This window comes from Kitasatospora sp. NPDC042419, assembly GCF_056437345.1.
Map to the genome: position 1 here is coordinate 236074 of NZ_JBWKAW010000011.1, position 16733 is coordinate 252806.

The following is a 16733-nucleotide window of genomic DNA, read 5'->3' on the forward strand; positions in this document are numbered from 1 at the left end:
GGCAGTTCGGAGTACACCTGTGTCCACCATCCCCGTCATGATCCCCTGGCTCGGCGAGGAGGAGGCCGAGGCCGCCGCCGAGGCCGTCCGCTCCGGCTGGGTGGCCCAGGGCCCCCGGGTCGCCGAGTTCGAGCGGGCCTTCGCCGAGTACCTCGGGGTCGAGCACGCCGTCGCGGTCTCCTCCTGCACCACCGCCCTCCACCTGGCGCTGATCGGCGCCGGCGTGGGACCGGGGGACGAGGTGGTCGTCCCCTCGCTCTCCTTCGTCGCCACCGCCAACGCCGTCACCTACGTCGGCGCGGTGCCGGTCTTCGCCGACGTCGACCCGGCCACCGGCAACCTCACCGCCGCCACCGTCGGACCGCTGCTCACCGAGCGCACCCGGGCGGTGGTGGTGGTCGACCAGGGCGGCGTCCCGGTCGACCTGGACGCCGTCCGGGCCGCCGTCGAACCGCGCGGCGTCACCGTGGTCGAGGACGCCGCCTGCGGAGCCGGCTCGGTGTACCGGGACCGGCCGGTCGGCAGCACCGCCGCGATCGCCGCGTACTCCTTCCACCCGCGCAAGCTGCTCACCACCGGCGAGGGCGGCATGGTCACCTGTCAGGACGGCGAACTGGCCGCCCGGCTGCGGCGGCTGCGCGAGCACGGGATGAGCGTCTCGGCCGCCGACCGGCACGCGGCGGCCGGCGGGGCGAGCCTGCTGGAGACCTACGACGAGATCGGCTTCAACTACCGGATGACCGACATCCAGGCCGCCGTCGGCCTGGTGCAGCTGCGCAAACTGCCGGCCATGGTCGCCCGGCGGCGCGAACTCGCCGGGCGCTACCGCGAGCTGCTGGCCGGCACCGGGCTCCGGCTGGTCGACGACCCGCCGCACGGCACCACCAACTACCAGTCCTGCTGGGTGCTGCCGCCGGACGGCGCCCCCGACCGGGCCGAACTGCTCGCCCGGCTCGCCGAGGCCGGCGTCTCCGCCCGGCGCGGCATCATGGCGGCCCACCTGGAGGCCCCGTACAAGGGCGTCGCCCGGGTGCCGCTGCCCGCCACCGAGCTGCTCACCCGGCGCTCGCTGATCCTGCCGCTGTACCACGCGCTGACCGAGGAGCAGCAGGACCGGGTGGTCGCCGCCCTGCGCGCCGCGCTCGGCTGAGCGGCGCCGCCGCCGGGGGCGCGCGTCCGCGCGTCCGGCGTTCCCGCGTCCGGGCTCGACGCGTCCGGGCCCTTGACGCGTCCGGGCCTCGACGCGTCCGGCGTTCCCGCGTCCGCTGTCCCCACATCCGACCGCTGCCACGTCCGACCGGCCCAGGGAGACCACGATGACCACCGACCAGCCCGTACCGCTCGTCGACCTCAAGGCCGCGCACGCCGAGATCGAGGCGGAGGTCCGGGCCGGCTTCGACCGGGTGCTCGCCGACGGCGGCTACGTCAAGGGACCCGAGGTGACCGGCTTCGAGGAGGAGTACGCGGCCTTCTCCGGCACCCGCCACTGCGTCGGCGCCGCCAACGGCACCGACGCCCTCGAACTGGCCCTGCGCGCCCTCGACCTGCCGCCCGGCGGCGGCGTGGTGCTGCCCGCCAACACCTTCGTCGCCACCGCCGAGGCCGTCCAGCGGGCAGGCCTGCGCCCGGTGCTGGTCGACGCCGACCCCGAGCACCTGCTGATCGACCCGGCGCGCGTCGCCGACGTCCTGCCGGAGGCGGTCGCGCTGCTGCCCGTCCACCTCAACGGCCAGCTCGCCCCGATGGCGCCGCTGCTTGACCTCGCCGGCGACCGGCCGGTCGTGGAGGACGCCGCGCAGTCCCAGGGCGCCCGGCAGCACGGCCGGGCCTTCCACGGCCGGATCTCCGCCACCAGCTTCTACCCCGGCAAGAACCTCGGCGCGTACGGCGACGCGGGTGCCGTCGTCACCGACGACGACGACCTGGCCGCCGCCGTCCGCCTGATCGGCGACCACGGCTCCGAGCGCAAGTACGTCCACGAGCGCTTCGGCTTCAACTCCCGGATGGACGCGTTGCAGGCCGTCGTGCTCCGGGCCAAGCTGCGCCGGCTGCCCGCCTGGAACGAGGCCCGCCGGGCCGCCGCCGACCGGTACGACCGGCTGCTGGCCGGCCTGGACGGGGTCACCCCGCCGCGCACCGCCCCCGGCAACGAGCACGTCCGGCACCTGTACGCGGTGCGGGTCGGCGCCGGACGGGACCGCGACGCGGTGCTCGCCGCCCTGACCGCGGCCGGCATCGGGGCCGGCGTCCACTACCCCGTCCCGGTCCACCTCCAGCCCGCGTTCCGGCACCTCGGCCACGGCGAGGGGGCCTTCCCGGTCGCCGAGCGGGCCGCGCGCGAGCTGCTGACCCTGCCGCTCTACCCGCAGATCGGCGAGACGCAGCAGGAGCGCGTGGTGGAGGTGCTGGCCAAGGCACTGGCGGCCTGAGCCCCGGTCCGCTCCCGGCTCCGCTCCTGGCCCCGTCAGCGGTCCCGTCCCCTTCGCGTCCGCCGTTCCGTCCCGGTCCCGTCCCGGTCTCCCCGGGTGGGGGACCGAGGCCGGGGCGCACCCCCTACCCTGGTGTCCAACAAGCGCACCGAGAATTTGCAGCAGCCAGTGGGGGCTCCCAGATGACGACAGGTCGGCCCGGCGTCGCCGCCGCACCGAACGCGGCGTACGCAGGTCAGGTGGTGCAGTTCCCGGATCCGGTCCGCGCGGAGCGGCACCCCGCCGGGGTCAGGGTGGACGAGCACGGCTACCCGGACTTCGGCCCGTACGCCGCCGCCGCGGCCGAGGTCGCCGACCCGCCGGTCGGCTTCGGCGTCGACGAGCTGAGGCTGACCGACTACGTCTCGGCGAACGCCGCGCTGTTCACCCAGGGCCACCCGCTCTGGGCCGACCTGGAGACCGCCGTCGCCACCCCGCCCGGCTGGACCTGGCACCACGCCGTGGGCCGGGCGGCCCCCGGCTGGCGGCGGATGGAACTGGTCCCGGTCGAGGTCAAGGCACTGCTGCGGCACCACGGCGGCCTGGCCACCTCCTCCGCCGACCACTCGCGGCGCGGCACCCGGCCGCTCCAGGAGAAGCGGCCCGTGCACTTCTCGCTGGCCAAGGACGGCGGCGACCCGATCGGCGTCACCGAGGACCTGGTGCAGCGCGCCGAGGAACGCCTCGGGTACCGGCTGCCCGGCGACTACCGGACGTTCCTCAAGCTCGGCGGCGGCCACGCCCCGGTCGGGGTGGCGCTCGACCCGGAGCTGGGGCTCCTGCTCGACCAGCCGTTCCTGACGCTCAGCGAGGAGTACGGCACCGAGGACGTCGTCTACGCCAACAAGTGCCTGCGCGACCACCTCACCAAGGACTACCTGGGCATCGCCTACGCCCAGGGCGGCATCGTGGCGCTCAAGGTGCGCGGCGAGCGGACCGGATCGGTCTGGTTCTGCCTCTACGACGACGCCCGCGACTCCGGCGGCCCCGAGGCCCCCGAGGAGCGGACCGCCCGGCTGCTGCTGCCCTGCGGCGACGACTTCGACGCCTTCCTGCTGAGGCTGGCCGGAAGCCCGCCGGAGCTGGAGACGGTCGCCGAGCTGATGGTGGACGGCGGGTTCGCACGCGCCGTACCGGTGGGCTGACATGGCGGCGGTGGTGTGGGCGGCGCCGGTCACCGTGCCGGTGCCGGTGGCGGTGGCAGTGACGGCGGTGGCTCCGGTGCCCGTACCGGAGCCGGTGGTCCAGGGTGCGCAACGAGCGGGGACGAAGGGGACAGGGGTGAACCGGGCGTGGTGACGTACGCGCAGGCGCAGGAGCTCGCCGAGGAGTGGATCAACGGCGGGGTGCCGCAGGAGCGGCAGCGCGAGGTGCGGGTCCGGGAGTTCGACCTGGGCTTCGTCTGCTGGGCGGTCCAGCCCGCCGAGGGCGCGGACGCCGCAGGCGGCCCCGGCTCCGGCGGGGCCGGCTCCGAGGGCGCGGCGCGGCTGGTGATCGCCCGGGACTCCGGCGCCAGCACGCTCTGGCCCGCGCTGCCGGTCAACGAGGTGGTCCGGCAGTACGAGGAGGCCTACGGGCGGCCGGTCGCGGCCAACCCGGCCGGAGCGGCCCGGCCCACGCCGGGGCCGGTCGAGGCGACGTCCTTCCTGCTCAGCCCGCCGCAGTGGCTCCAGGAGGCGGGGGAGGCGGCGCTCGCCGCGGAGTCGGAGCGGCTGGGCGCGCCCGCTGCCCCGGCTGCCGCTCCCGCCGCCCCGGTGCCGCCCGCTGCCCCGGTGCCGCCCGGGCCGCCCGTCGCGCCGGCCGCACCCGTCGGGCCGCCCGGGCCGCCGGCGCCGGTGGGTGCCGCGGACGGACCGGCCCCCGCCGTACTGACCACGCCGCCGGTCTCCGAGCGGCCCGCCGGGGACGCTCCGACCATGCTCGCCCCGCCGCCCGACTGGGACGAGCCGGACGACCGGTCCGCGCCCGCCGCAGGGGCCGAGGCGGCCACCGTGCTGCTGCCCGAGGGGCTGCGCACCAACGGAGCGGGCCTGCCCGGCGCGCCGCGGGCCGGCTCGGAGGCGGCCACCGTGCTGCTGCCCGACGGCGGTCTGCCGGTGGTGCCGCCGCCGGCCGGACCGTCACCGGCCGGTGCGCCCGCCGCCCCGCCGTACGGTCTGTCGGCCGGTCCGGCTGTGGAGCCGGCGCCGACGGTGCTCGCCCCGCCGGACGGTCTGCCGGGGCTGGCGGGCCTGCCCGGCGCGCCCGGTGCCCCCGTCCCCGGTGCCCCGGTGCCCCCGCCGCCCGGGCCGGGGACCGGCGCGACCGTCGAACACGCCCCGACCATGCTGGCGTCCCCGGACGGTCTGCCGGGGCTGGCCGGCCTGCCCGGAGCCCCGGCCCCCGGCGCCCCCGTGCCGCCGCCCTCCGACCCCGGGGCCGACGGGCCGCAGGGGGCCCGCGGCCGCAACCCCGCCTCGACCCCGCCCCCGCCGCCGCCCGCCGGGCTGCGCGGCGGTCCGGCCGGTCCCGGCGCCCCCGCGCCGGGTGCCCCCGCGCCCGGCGGTCTCGGCCGCAACCCGGCGTCGGCCCCGCCGCCGCCCCCGCCCGCCGGACTGCGCGGCGGTACGGGCCAGGCAGCGTCCGGTCCCGGTGCGAGCCCCGGCGGCCGCGGCGCGGCCGGTACCCCGCCGCCCCCGCCCCCGGCGGCCCTGCGCGGTGGCGACGCCCCGGACGCGCCGCCCGGCGCGCCCGCCCAGCCGGCCGGCGGCGTGGCGTACGAGCGCACCCAGCTGGCGGGAGCGGTCGACCCGGCGCTGCTGGGCGGCGTCCCCGCCGACCCGGGCACCCCGCCGTCGGGCGGTCCGGCCGTCCCGCCGCCCGGCCCTGCCGCGCCCGCGGCCGGCTACGGCTACCCCGGCGTGCCCGCCCCCGCGCCCGCCGCCCAGGCACCCGCACCGGCTCCGGCCGGGCCGCCGGTGCCGCAGGCGGCCGTCCCGCCCGCGGCCGTCCCCGGACCGCCGCCGGGCTCCCCGGTCCCGCCCGGCGTGCCCGCCGTCGGACCCGGCTACTTCGCCGCGCTCAGCTACCGGGGCCCGGACGGCTCCGAGCAGAAGCTGCTGCACCGCAGCGAGCCCGGCACCCCGCACCCCGAGTGGAAGATCCTCCAGGACCTGCGGCGGCTGAACGTGCCCCCGGAGCAGGTGCTGGAGCTCTACACCGAGCTGGAGTCGTGCGACCTGCCCGGCGGGTACTGCAACCGGATGATCGCGGCCTCCTGGCCGAACGTCCGGCTCACCCACACCGCCGACTACGGCCGCGACCACCACTCCCGGCAGGCGGGCATGGCCCAGCTGCTGGACCACCTGGACGAGCTGCACCAGCTGGCCTCCGGCCCGCAGCGGGTCCGGCCGTTCCGGGTGCCGCTGCCCGCCCCGGGCACCGTCCCGCCGCTTCCGCCGCTCGCGCCACAGCAGCTCGGCCAGGAGCTCGGTCAGGCCTTCGGCCCGAACGTGTTCCACTTCGAGCAGCGTGCGGTGGCCCGCCAGGGCGTCCCCGAGCCGGTGGCGCAGACCCTGATGTGGGCGGGCCTGCCGCGCGAGTTCGGTCCGTTCTTCTGGGCCCAGGCCCAGGAGGGCCGCCCGATCCCGACGCTCTCCGAGCTGGCCGCCGAACGCGGTCTGCCGGGCGGCCCGGACTTCGGCGGCTACCTGGTGCTCGGCAACGACTACGGCCGCCAGCTCTGTGTGCAGTACGGCACAGCGCACGTGGTCGCGGTGGATCTCGAAGGAACCGGGGAGCCGCCCCGGTTCGTCAACACGGGTGTACCGGAGTTCGTCCGCGCGATGGCCCTGCTGGGCCGGATGTGGCGGCTGCGGTACGGGCTGACCCCGGATCAGGCCGGTCGCTGGACGACCGACTTCCAGGCTCAGCTCGCCGCGATCGACCCGGCTGCGCTCCAGTCCGCGGACACCTGGTGGGCCGTGTTGCTGGAGCAGTTCTGGGACGGCCTGCTCTAGCAGCCGTCGCGGATCCGCGCAGGTGGCAGGGGGTCGTTCCGGTGTCCGGAACGGCCCCTTCGACGTGCCTCCGCGGCTCTGCCTCGTTGGGGTTTCGCCACGATCTGCGCAAAATAGGTCAAGAGGATGGTCGCAATCGACCACCCTCGGTACGTTTCGATCCGTTCGATGCCCGATTCCCGACCGGGTTTCCCGACCCGGTTCCGGAGCAGACCGATCCGTCCGATCATGGGCTCCGCAGCCCGCGACACGAGGGGAAGAGCCCATGAGCGATGCCGTCCCCCAGTACGGCTTCACCGTTGCCCGGCGCGGTTACGCGCCCGAGCAGGTCGACCGAACCCTGACCGCACTCACCGCCCAGCGAGACGAGTCGTGGGAACGGCTGAGCGTGCTCGGGGCCGGGATCCGGGAGATGGAGCGCCGACTGGCCGAGATCCAGCAGGCCGCCGACGACGCCCCGGACCCGGACTACCAGGTGCTCAGCGACCAGGCCGCCGGACTGGCCGTGATGGCCGGCAACGAGGCCCGCGCCGTCCGCGAGAAGGCCGAGCGCCACGCCGAGGACCTCCGCGACGAGGTCTACGAGGCGGGCCAGGCACTCGACCGCGCCGCCAAGGAGTACGCCACCACCACCCGGACCGACGCCGACGCCGCCGCCCGCCGCACCGACGAGCGCACCCGGGCCGAGGCCGAGGCGATCCGGGCCGACACCGACCGCGAGGTCCGCTCCGTACGGGACGCCGCCACCGCCCACGCGGCCAAGGTGCGGGTCGCGGCGGCCGAGGCCTCCGAGCGGGCCGAGGCCAAGCTGGCCGAGCTGCGCCGCAAGGCCGACGAGACGTTCGCCGAGGCCCAGGCCAAGGCCGACGCCGAGGACTCCGCCGTCTCGGCCACCGCCGAGCGGCGGGTCAAGGAGGCCGAGCAGTACCGGGAGACCGTGCTCGGCCAGATCAAGCAGGCCGACACCGAGGCCCAGGCCCGGGCGGACCAGCTGATCGAGCAGGCCCGGCGCGAGGCCGAGCGGATCAACGCGGCGAGCGAGCGGGAGCAGCGCGAGTTCGCGACCCGGCTGGAGACGGTGCAGCAGCACCTCGACCACATCAAGGCCACCCTGGCCTCGCTCACCGGCGCGGCGGTCGGTGCGATCGATCCCGCCGGCGTGTCCGCGCGGGCCCCGCAGCCGGCCGCTCCGGCCGACGCCCGGATTGACGTCCAGGCCGACGTCCCGGCCGATGTGCCGGCGGATGTCCTGGTGGACGCTCCGGTCGAGTCGCGGCTGGACGCCCAGGCGGACGGTTCGGGCGTGGACCCGGACGCGGACACCGGTGAGATCCCGCTGCCGGTCGCCAACCTGCGCAAGGAGGACGCCCCGTCGGTGCCGGAGGCGTCGGCCGCGGCGGCCCCGCCGGTCGTACCGGCCGTCGGTGAGGCGGCGACGGCGATGCTCCGGGTCGCCCCGGGGCGGGTCGGAGCGGCGGCGCCGGTGGCCACCGGTCCGGTGCCGCCGAGGCCCGCCTCGCCCCCGGACGCGGCGGTGGCCGCGGGTGCGGAGGCGGGTGCGGAAGCCCCCGCCGGGCGGCCGGTCGAGGACGAGACACGGATCATCCCGAAGATCGTGATCGTCGACGACGGCAGCGGCTACGCCACTCCGAACACGGTCTCCTACCGCCGGCGCTGACCCCGCCCGACCCCGCCCGACCCCGCCGGACCCCGCCGGATCGGCCCGCCCGCCCGCCCGCGCGCGGTGCCCGTCCCGGCGAACCGCAGGCCCTGACCACCCCACCGGGTGCTCAGGGCCTGCGGGCTTCCCGGTGGCCCGGGCCGCCCGCGCCGGAACGTGTCGACCGGTCCACGTCCGAGGTCCGGCGTCGGGCGTCGGGCGTCAGGCGTCAGGGGCCGGGAGGGGTGCCGCCGGCGGCGAGGAGCCGGGTGAGCTTGGCGTCCTGCGCCCGGACGGCGTCGCGGTGGGCGTTCAGGGCTTGGGCGTTGCGGTCGATCTGCTGGCGCTGGTAGCCCGCCAGGACGGTGAACCAGATCGCGGCCAGGCCGGTCCGGCTGGTGCAGTCGGCGTCCGCGCGGGCGGTCGCCAGTTCGGCGGTGGTGGGGTCCGGTCCGCTGCGGAACCGGCCCGCCAGCGCGGCCGGGTCGTCGGTCTGGAAGCCTGCGGAGGCCATGCAGGCGGACCACTCCCCGGTCGCCGCCGTCACCCGGCCGTCCCGGCCGGTCGCCGCGATCGACTCGTCGAACAGTCGCCCGAGCAGTTCCGCACCGGGGCCGGGCGGCGAACCCAGCTGCTCGGTGGCCTGCCGGTCGCAGTCGACCCGCGTGCTGTCGTAGGCCTCCCCGGAGCCGGCGGGGGGTGTGACGGGCCTGGGCACCGTCCGCTTCGGGGGGTGGAACCCCTGGACGCCCGCGATCTCCGCGCCCAGGTACCCCCAGGCGCCGGCGGGCAGGGCGGTGGCGTTGTCCGGTGCCTGCGCGGTCTGCAGGCCGTCCCCGCTGAAGGCCGCGTACCCGGCCCGGCGCATGCACGAAACGACCAGCGCATTCCGCACCTGAATCTCTTTCACGGAGGTCTGGTCATTGGCCTGATAAGCGGAGAGCGGAAGTCCGGTCATTCCCGCGCGGCCGGAGTCCGGGGCTTTCGGCGAGTCGATCGCCGGAGGCGTCAGCGCGGATTCCGCGGAACCGCCTCCGGAGGAACCGGCGCAGCCGGTGGAAAAGGCTGATAAAGCGACCGTCAGGGTGATGGCGGCGAATCGTCCGGAATGTGGTGGGCGTACCAATCGACTGCTCCGATCCTCAGGCACAGCAAGGGTGTTCGGACCATAGCGCATGCCTGTGCGAGGCGTTTGGGCGGGCATGTCCGTTCTCCGGCTTGGCCGGAAAATAGCTGTTCGGCAGTGCACCGTCATGTCAGCCTCTGGAGTCCCAACAGCCGCCCACGGAGGGTTCACATGATTCGCCGCACAAATCTTCCGGGCCGTCGTTCCGAACAATGTTCGGAAGGGTCTTCCGGGAATGTCCGCGGTCGCCGGATCGGTGCGCTGGCGGTGCTCGCCACCGCCGCTGCGACACTTCTTCCGGCGGCCGACGCCCAGGCTGTCAACCGGATCGACTGTGGAAACCGCACCGATTTCGCGAAGGTCTACAACTACGGCTACAGCGGCACGCTCTGCTTCGCGAACGACGGGTGGATGGCGGTCCGCATCTACAACGTCGACCGGATCGACGCCGGGAACAACAAGGTCATCACCTATCTCGACAGTGGCCTGGGGTCGTGGACCGTCTTCAACTGGGAGCAGTACGACTTCAACGGCCACCACGGCCACCAGGTGATGATGTACGACATCAACCTCTCCCGCTGGTAGCGGGCGCCCGGGCTCCGGTGCCGGGCGGGTGCGGGCGCCCGGCACCGTCCTCGCCGGGGCCGGCGGGGTTGCGGTCCGCCGGCCTCCGAGGGCCGGACCGCCCTGAGGACCCGGTGCTCCGGAGGGTCAGAGCACCTCGACCGTGGCGCCGGTGAGCCGGCGCCGGCAGTCCAGCACGTACCGGGCGTGGGTGGTGACCGCCTCGTAGTCGAACTCGTCGTGGTCGGCGAGCAGCACCACCGCGTCCGCCGCCGCCAGCTCCTCGGGGCTCGCGTCCACCCGGTGGACGGCGGCGAACGGGTCGCCGTGCCGGTCGTGTTCGGCCGCGCGCTGGCCGGGGATCACCGGCTCGGGCACGTGCACTCCCACCACCACGTGCGGATCGGCGGCCCGGACCTCGGCACCCATCCTGACCAGCAGCTCGGCGACCCGGGCGGCCGGGGTCTCGCGGGCGTCGCCGGTGTTCTTCTTGTAGGCGAGCCCGAGCAGCAGCACCCGGGAGCCCTTGACCGAGCGCTGCCGTTCGTTGAGCGCCTCCGCGAGCCGCCGGACCACGTAGTCGGGCATGTGGCTGTTGACGTCGTTGGCCAGTTCGACGAACCGGAACGACTGGCCGAGCGCCCGTTCCACCCGCCAGGACAGGTACGACGGGTCGATCGGCAGGCAGTGCCCGCCGACACCGGGCCCGGGGGTGAAGCGCAGATAGCCGAACGGCTTGGTGGAGGCCGCGTCGATGGCCTCCCAGACGTCGATCCCGAGGTCGTGCGCGAACATCGCGAGCTCGTTGACGAGCGCGATGTTCACGTGCCGGAAGGTGTTCTCCAGCAGCTTGGTCAGCTCGGCCTCCTTGCAGGAGGAGACCGGCACGGTGCGCTCGACCAGTTCGCCGTAGAAGCCGTCGACGGCGGCCAGCGCCGCCGGGTCGATCCCGGAGACCACCTTCGGGGTGTTCTCCAGCCGCCAGGTCGGGTTGCCCGGGTCGATCCGCTCGGGGCTGTAGCCGAGGTGGAAGTCCCGGCCGGCGGACAGCCCGGACCCCTCCTCCAGCAGCGGCGCGAGCAGCTCCTCGGTGGTGCCCGGGTAGGTGGTCGACTCCAGCACGACGGTCGCCCCCGGTCGCAGGTGCTGGGCGAGCAGGGCGGCCGAGGCCTCGATGTACGACAGGTCCGGCACGCCGTCGCGCAGCGGCGTCGGCACGGTGATCACCGCGACGTCGAAGCCCGCCACGTCGGACGGGTCGGCGGACGGCAGGTAGCTTCCGTTCTCCAGCAGCGGCCGCAGTCGCTCGGCCGGGATGTCCTCGACGTACGACTCGCCGACGGCCAGCCGTTTGATCCGGCGCTCGTCCACGTCGTAGCCGACCACCCGGTGCCCGACCTCGGCCGCGCGGACCGCCAGCGGCAACCCCACGTAGCCCTGGCCTGCGATGACAACGCGCATGACGAAGAACCCCCTCCATCGCGACGCCCCCTGGCCCCTCCGGGCGTCCCCACACGGTCTTCACAACAGGGTAGGGAGCAGGGCCTGGCGGCGCGGGTTTTCCCGGGATTGCGCCGGAAGGTGCGGAAGGTGCGGAAGGTGCGGCAGGGGCCCCGGGCGGAGGTCCACGGGAACGCGGCCGGGCGGCGGGCGCCGGGAGGGCCGGTCGAGTCGGTCCGGTCGGGTCGGTCCGGTCGGGAGGGCCGGTCGAGTCGGTCCGGTCGGGTCGGTCCGGTCGGGAGGGCCGGTGGAAACCGGCGGAGGGGCGGGCTCGCCGGGAGCGGATTCCGGGAACGACCCGGGTGGACATCCGCCGGAACCGGCCCCGGAAACGATGGAGGCCGAGACCCGTGGCGCCCTCCAGGAAAGGGCGCCACGGTTCCCGGCGCTTGGGCGGGCGCCCCCACCCAGGGTCGCCCGGCCTCGCACTCCCGACCCCCATCGGGTGTGCGACCGTGCCTTCCGCAGCCATCCCCCACGGTTGGGTGCGGCGGGCACAGTCACTATGGTGCGCGATCTCCATGGACGGGCAGTGACAGGAGTATGTCCAGTTCGTGGCAGATCGCGACGGCACGGAAACAGTGCGGCGCAGCAGCCGGAGCGGCAGCGTGCGGCCGGTGGTTCGTCCGCGCCCGGCCGGGGCCGGGCCGCCGTCCGGACGCCCGGTCGGTCCTCGCCCCGTCCGCACCGCGAGCACACCCCCTCCTCGCCCGGCGCGCACCGCGGCTCGCGGTCCGGCTCCCGGCCCGACACGGCCCGGTGCGGGGCCGTCCCCGACCCCCGGCCGTGCGCCGCGTGCGCGTCAGCCCCGCGGCGTAGGCTGGAGACCCCCGGCCGCTCGGCGTGCCGGGCCGTTCGCGTTGCCCGGGCGGGCCTTCGGGGCCCCGGGGCAGCACCAGCCACGGGACGAAGAAGAGACTCCAGATGAGCCTGACCGGACTGCTCGATGTCGTCGCGCGGGACGCGGCGCTCGCCGAGGCGATCGAGGCCGCGACCGCCACCGGTGCCGCGGCCGGCGGCCGCCGCCATCTCGACCTGGTCGGGCCGCCCGCCGCCCGGCCGTTCGCGATCGCCGCGCTGGCCCGCGCGCTCGCCGGCCAGGCGGCGGGGGAGCGCGGCCGCCCCGTGCTGGCCGTCACCGCCACCGGTCGGGAGGCCGAGGACCTCGCCGCCTCGCTGCGCTCGCTGCTGCCGCCGGACGCGGTCGCCGAGTACCCGGCCTGGGAGACGCTGCCGCACGAGCGGCTCTCGCCGCGTTCGGACACGGTGGGCCGCCGGCTGGCGGTGCTCCGCCGGATCGTCCACCCGCACGCGGTCGACCCCGCGGCCGGCCCGGTGCAGGTGATCGTGGCGCCGGTCCGCTCGGTGCTCCAGCCGCAGGTGAAGGGGCTGGCCGAGCTGGAGCCGGTGGCCGTCCAGCGGGGTGAGTCGCACGACTTGGAGGAGGTGGCCCGGAAGCTCGCCGCAGCCGCTTACGCCCGGGTCGAACTGGTCGAGAAGCGCGGCGAGTTCGCGGTGCGCGGCGGAATCCTGGACGTCTTCCCGCCGACCGAGGAGCACCCGCTGCGGGTGGAGTTCTGGGGCGACGACGTCGAGGAGATCCGCTACTTCAAGGTGGCCGACCAGCGGTCGCTGGAGATCGCCGAGCACGGCCTCTGGGCGCCGCCCTGCCGCGAGCTGCTGCTGACCGACGAGGTGCGGGCCCGGGCCGCCGAGCTGGCGGCCGGCCACCCGGGGCTGGCCGAGATCCTGGACAAGATCGCCGAGGGCATCGCGGTCGAGGGCATGGAGTCGCTGGCACCCGTCCTGGTGGACGACATGGAGCTGCTGGTGGACGTGCTGCCGCTCGGCTCGGTCGCCGTGGTCTGCGACCCCGAGCGGGTCCGCACCCGGGCCGCCGACCTGGTGGCGACCAGTCAGGAGTTCCTGCACGCCTCCTGGGTGGCGGCCGCCTCCGGCGGGGACCGGCCGATCGACCTGGAGGCGATCGACGTCTCGGCCGCCTCGCTGCGCTCGCTCGCCGAGGTGCGCGAGCACGCCGCCGAGATCGGCCTGCCCTGGTGGTCGGTCAGCCCGTTCGCCACCAGCGAGTCCTCGGTGCACGAGGTGCTGGAGTTCGACGCCAACACCCTGACGCTGGGCATGCACGCGGTCGAGGCGTACCGGGGCGACACCGCGCGGGCGATCGCCGACGCCAAGGAGCGGCTGGCCGCCGACTGGCGGGTCGTCATGGTGACGGAAGGGCACGGGCCGGCGAGCCGCCTCGCCGAGGTGCTCGGCAACGAGGGCATCCCGGCCCGGCTGGTCGCCGACCTCGCCGAGGCGCCGACCCGGGACGTCGTCTACGTCTCCTGCGGTTCGATCGAGCACGGCTTCGTCGACGAGGCGCTCAAGCTGACCGTCATCACCGAGACCGACCTGTCCGGCCAGAAGTCCTCCACCAAGGACATGCGGCGGATGCCGTCCCGGCGCCGGAACGCGATCGACCCGCTGGCGCTGGCGGCCGGCGACTACGTCGTCCACGAGGCGCACGGCGTCGGCCGGTACGTCGAGATGGTGCAGCGCACCGTCCAGGGCGCCACCCGCGAGTACCTGGTGCTGGAGTACGCGCCGGCCAAGCGGGGCCACCCCGGCGACCGGCTCTTCGTGCCGACCGACCAGCTGGACCAGGTCACCAAGTACGTCGGCGGCGAGGCCCCGACGCTGCACCGGCTCGGCGGCGCGGACTGGGCGAAGACCAAGCAGCGCGCCAAGAAGGCGGTCAAGGAGATCGCCGCCGACCTGATCAAGCTCTACTCGGCCCGGATGGCCGCGCCCGGCCACACCTTCGGGCCGGACACCCCGTGGCAGCGCGAGCTGGAGGACGCCTTCCCGTACGCGGAGACGCCCGACCAGCTGACCACCATCGCGGAGGTCAAGGCGGACATGGAGAAGTCCGTCCCGATGGACCGGCTGATCTGCGGCGACGTCGGCTACGGCAAGACCGAGATCGCCGTCCGGGCGGCCTTCAAGGCGGTGCAGGACGGCAAGCAGGTGGCGGTGCTGGTGCCGACCACACTGCTGGTGCAGCAGCACTTCTCGACCTTCGCCGAGCGGTACGCCAACTTCCCGGTCACGGTGAAGGCGCTGTCGCGGTTCCAGAGCGACAGTGAGGCCAAGGCCGTGCTGGAAGGGCTGTTCGAGGGCTCGGTGGACGTGGTCATCGGCACCCACCGGCTGTTCTCCTCGGAGACCCGCTTCAAGGACCTCGGGCTGGTCATCGTCGACGAGGAGCAGCGGTTCGGCGTCGAGCACAAGGAGCAGCTGAAGAAGCTGCGGGCCAACGTGGACGTGCTGACCATGTCCGCCACCCCGATCCCGCGCACCCTGGAGATGGCCGTCACCGGGATCCGCGAGATGTCCACCATCACCACCCCGCCGGAGGAGCGGCACCCGGTGCTGACCTTCGTCGGCCCGTACGACGAGAAGCAGATCTCGGCCGCGATCCGGCGTGAACTCCTGCGCGAGGGCCAGGTGTTCTACATCCACAACCGGGTGGAGTCGATCGACAAGGCGGCGGCCCGGCTGAAGGACCTCGTCCCCGAGGCACGGGTCGCCACCGCGCACGGGCAGATGGGGGAGACCCAGCTGGAGAAGGTGGTCGTCGACTTCTGGGAGAAGGAGTTCGACGTCCTGGTGTCGACCACGATCGTGGAGTCGGGCATCGACATCTCCAACGCCAACACCCTGATCGTCGAGCGCGGCGACACCTTCGGCCTCTCCCAGCTGCACCAGCTGCGCGGCCGGGTGGGCCGGGGACGGGAGCGCGGGTACGCGTACATGCTGTACCCGCCGGAGAAGCCGCTGACCGAGACCGCCCACGAGCGGCTGGCGACCATCGCCCAGCACACCGAGATGGGCGCCGGCATGTACGTCGCGATGAAGGACCTGGAGATCCGCGGGGCGGGCAACCTGCTCGGCGGTGAGCAGTCCGGGCACATCGCGGGGGTCGGCTTCGACCTCTACATGCGGATGGTCGGCGAGGCGGTGGCCGAGTTCCGGGAGTCGCTGGCCAACGGCGGCGAGCCGGAGGAGGAGCCGCTGGAGGTGAAGATCGAGCTGCCGGTCGACGCCCACGTGCCGCACGACTACGCGCCCGGCGAGCGGCTGCGGCTCCAGGCGTACCGCTCGATCGCGGCGGTCAACTCGGAGGAGGACATCAAGCAGGTCCGGGACGAGCTGGTCGACCGGTACGGCAAGCTGCCCGAGGCGGTGGAGAACCTGCTGCTGGTGGCGGCGCTGCGGCTGTACGCGCGGCGTTGCGGCATCTCGGACATCACGCTGCAGGGCTCCAACGTGCGGTTCGGTCCGGTGGAGCTGCGGGAGTCCCAGCAGCTGCGGCTGAACCGGCTCTACCCGCGCAGCCAGGTGAAGGCGGCCACCCAGCTGCTGCTGGTGCCGCGGCCGACCACCGGCCGGATCGGCGGCAAGCCGCTGGTCGGGCGGGAGCTGCTGGCGTGGTGCCGGGAGTTCCTGTCGGCCATGTTCGACGACCTGGCGGGGGCGAAGAAGCAGTAGCCGGGTCCTCCGGTGGGCGGCGGTCTCGGGCGGTGACGCCCGAGGCCGCCGTTTGCGTTCCGGCCGCCGTGACCGCCGTGACCGCCGTGACCGCCGGGCGGTCCGGGGCGGGGCTGTCGGAGGAGGGGCGGGAGGAGTGGGAGGAGGAGGCTGTGAACAGGGCCGTCAGCCGATCTTCCACTGGCCGACCTGCTCGGCGAAGCCGTTGTCGAGGGAGAACTGGACCTTGTCCAGCTTGGTGCCGTTCGGGACCTCGAAGACGACGAAGCCCTTGCCCGTCTCGCCGCCGGCGATGTTGGTCGAGGTCTGGAAGGACGGGCCGGCCTTGGTGTCGGCGAGCGTCGGGCCGTACGCCTGGCCCTGGGCGTCGACCACCTTGGCGCTGCTCCACGGCGCTTCGCTGTAGGCCTTCGAGCCGGTCGGCTTGATCTGGAACTGCACGGCGACGTAGTGCTTTCCGTCCTCCGCCTTGAGGTACTCGTTGGTGCTCTCGGCCGGGTCGACCACCTTCACCGCGGTGACGTCGGCGGTGTTGCCCTTGTCCAGGCTGCCCTTGAGACCGATGGTGTCGCCGATCTTGGCGGGTGCCTTGGGTGCGTCGGCCGCCTTGGTCTCGGCGGGCTTGCTCTCGGCCGGCTTGGCCGGGGCGGCGCTGCCGTCGGCGGCGGCCGGCGTCGCCGCGGCGGTCTGCTTGGCCTCGGTGGAGACCGAGGGGCCGCCGGTCGAGTTGCAGGCGGTCGCGGTGAGGGTGACGAGCGCGGCGCCGAGCAGCAGGGCGGCGGTGCGACGGGTGCTGGACATGGGGCTCTCCTGGTCTTCCGGTGTGCCGCCTGGTGCGGCGTCGACAGGAGAGATCACAT

General features: G+C 74.8%; 10 protein-coding genes. 7 read left to right on the forward strand and 3 right to left on the reverse strand.

The window, feature by feature from the left end; genetic code table 11:
- Positions 1-37: 37 nt before the first annotated feature.
- From AC067J_RS22330 to AC067J_RS22350, 5 genes are all read left to right on the forward strand, one after another.
- Complete coding sequence (locus tag AC067J_RS22330; protein WP_478301756.1) at positions 38-1150, forward strand: DegT/DnrJ/EryC1/StrS family aminotransferase; 1113 nt, start codon at positions 38-40, stop codon at positions 1148-1150.
- A gap of 166 nt (positions 1151-1316) precedes the next feature.
- Positions 1317-2429, forward strand: coding sequence for a DegT/DnrJ/EryC1/StrS family aminotransferase (locus AC067J_RS22335; RefSeq protein ID WP_478301758.1), 1113 nt, complete (start codon positions 1317-1319; stop codon positions 2427-2429).
- Positions 2430-2611: 182 nt separating this feature from the next.
- The gene (locus AC067J_RS22340) at positions 2612-3613 is read left to right on the forward strand and encodes an SMI1/KNR4 family protein (protein ID WP_478301759.1); all 1002 of its coding nucleotides are present in this window, start codon (positions 2612-2614) and stop codon (positions 3611-3613) included.
- Between the two features lie 147 nt (positions 3614-3760).
- The gene (locus AC067J_RS22345; protein ID WP_478301761.1) at positions 3761-6466 is read left to right on the forward strand and encodes an SUKH-4 family immunity protein; all 2706 of its coding nucleotides are present in this window, start codon (positions 3761-3763) and stop codon (positions 6464-6466) included.
- 265 nt (positions 6467-6731) lie between these two features.
- Positions 6732-8144, forward strand: coding sequence for a hypothetical protein (locus AC067J_RS22350; protein WP_478301762.1), 1413 nt, complete (start codon positions 6732-6734; stop codon positions 8142-8144).
- A 211-nt stretch (positions 8145-8355) separates the two neighbouring features.
- Here AC067J_RS22350 and AC067J_RS22355 read toward each other — a convergent pair whose 3' ends face one another.
- Positions 8356-9021 carry a hypothetical protein gene (locus tag AC067J_RS22355; protein ID WP_478301764.1) on the reverse strand — a complete coding sequence of 222 codons (666 nt, stop codon included), beginning with the start codon at positions 9019-9021 and terminating at the stop codon, positions 8356-8358.
- Positions 9022-9519: 498 nt separating this feature from the next.
- Between AC067J_RS22355 and AC067J_RS22360 the strand changes: the two genes are divergently transcribed.
- Positions 9520-9837: a beta/gamma crystallin domain-containing protein gene (locus AC067J_RS22360; protein ID WP_478301765.1), complete on the forward strand. Its 318-nt coding sequence runs from the start codon at positions 9520-9522 to the stop codon at positions 9835-9837.
- A gap of 126 nt (positions 9838-9963) precedes the next feature.
- On the opposite strand, the gene AC067J_RS22365 is transcribed toward AC067J_RS22360, so the two are convergent.
- Entirely contained in the window at positions 9964-11277 is a 1314-nt protein-coding gene (locus AC067J_RS22365; RefSeq protein WP_478301767.1) for a nucleotide sugar dehydrogenase, read from the reverse strand.
- Positions 11278-12240: 963 nt separating this feature from the next.
- On the opposite strand from AC067J_RS22365, the gene mfd reads away from it, so the two are divergent.
- Complete coding sequence (gene mfd / locus AC067J_RS22370; protein ID WP_478301769.1) at positions 12241-15873, forward strand: transcription-repair coupling factor; 3633 nt, start codon at positions 12241-12243, stop codon at positions 15871-15873.
- Positions 15874-16038: 165 nt separating this feature from the next.
- Here the strand turns inward: mfd and AC067J_RS22375 are convergent, their stop codons facing one another.
- Complete coding sequence (locus AC067J_RS22375; RefSeq protein ID WP_478301771.1) at positions 16039-16674, reverse strand: DUF4352 domain-containing protein; 636 nt, start codon at positions 16672-16674, stop codon at positions 16039-16041.
- Between the last annotated feature and the right edge of the window lie 59 nt (positions 16675-16733).

What these genes read in the sequence shown, in the direction of transcription:
- AC067J_RS22375 (WP_478301771.1), bottom strand. Translation starts at nt 16,674, where the DNA reads ATGTCCAGCACCCGTCGCACCGCCGCCCTGCTGCTCGGCGCCGCGCTC.
- mfd (WP_478301769.1), top strand. Translation starts at nt 12,241, where the DNA reads ATGAGCCTGACCGGACTGCTCGATGTCGTCGCGCGGGACGCGGCGCTC.
- AC067J_RS22340 (WP_478301759.1), top strand. Translation starts at nt 2,612, where the DNA reads ATGACGACAGGTCGGCCCGGCGTCGCCGCCGCACCGAACGCGGCGTAC.
- AC067J_RS22335 (WP_478301758.1), top strand. Translation starts at nt 1,317, where the DNA reads ATGACCACCGACCAGCCCGTACCGCTCGTCGACCTCAAGGCCGCGCAC.
- AC067J_RS22330 (WP_478301756.1), top strand. Translation starts at nt 38, where the DNA reads ATGATCCCCTGGCTCGGCGAGGAGGAGGCCGAGGCCGCCGCCGAGGCC.
- AC067J_RS22365 (WP_478301767.1), bottom strand. Translation starts at nt 11,277, where the DNA reads ATGCGCGTTGTCATCGCAGGCCAGGGCTACGTGGGGTTGCCGCTGGCG.
- AC067J_RS22350 (WP_478301762.1), top strand. Translation starts at nt 6,732, where the DNA reads ATGAGCGATGCCGTCCCCCAGTACGGCTTCACCGTTGCCCGGCGCGGT.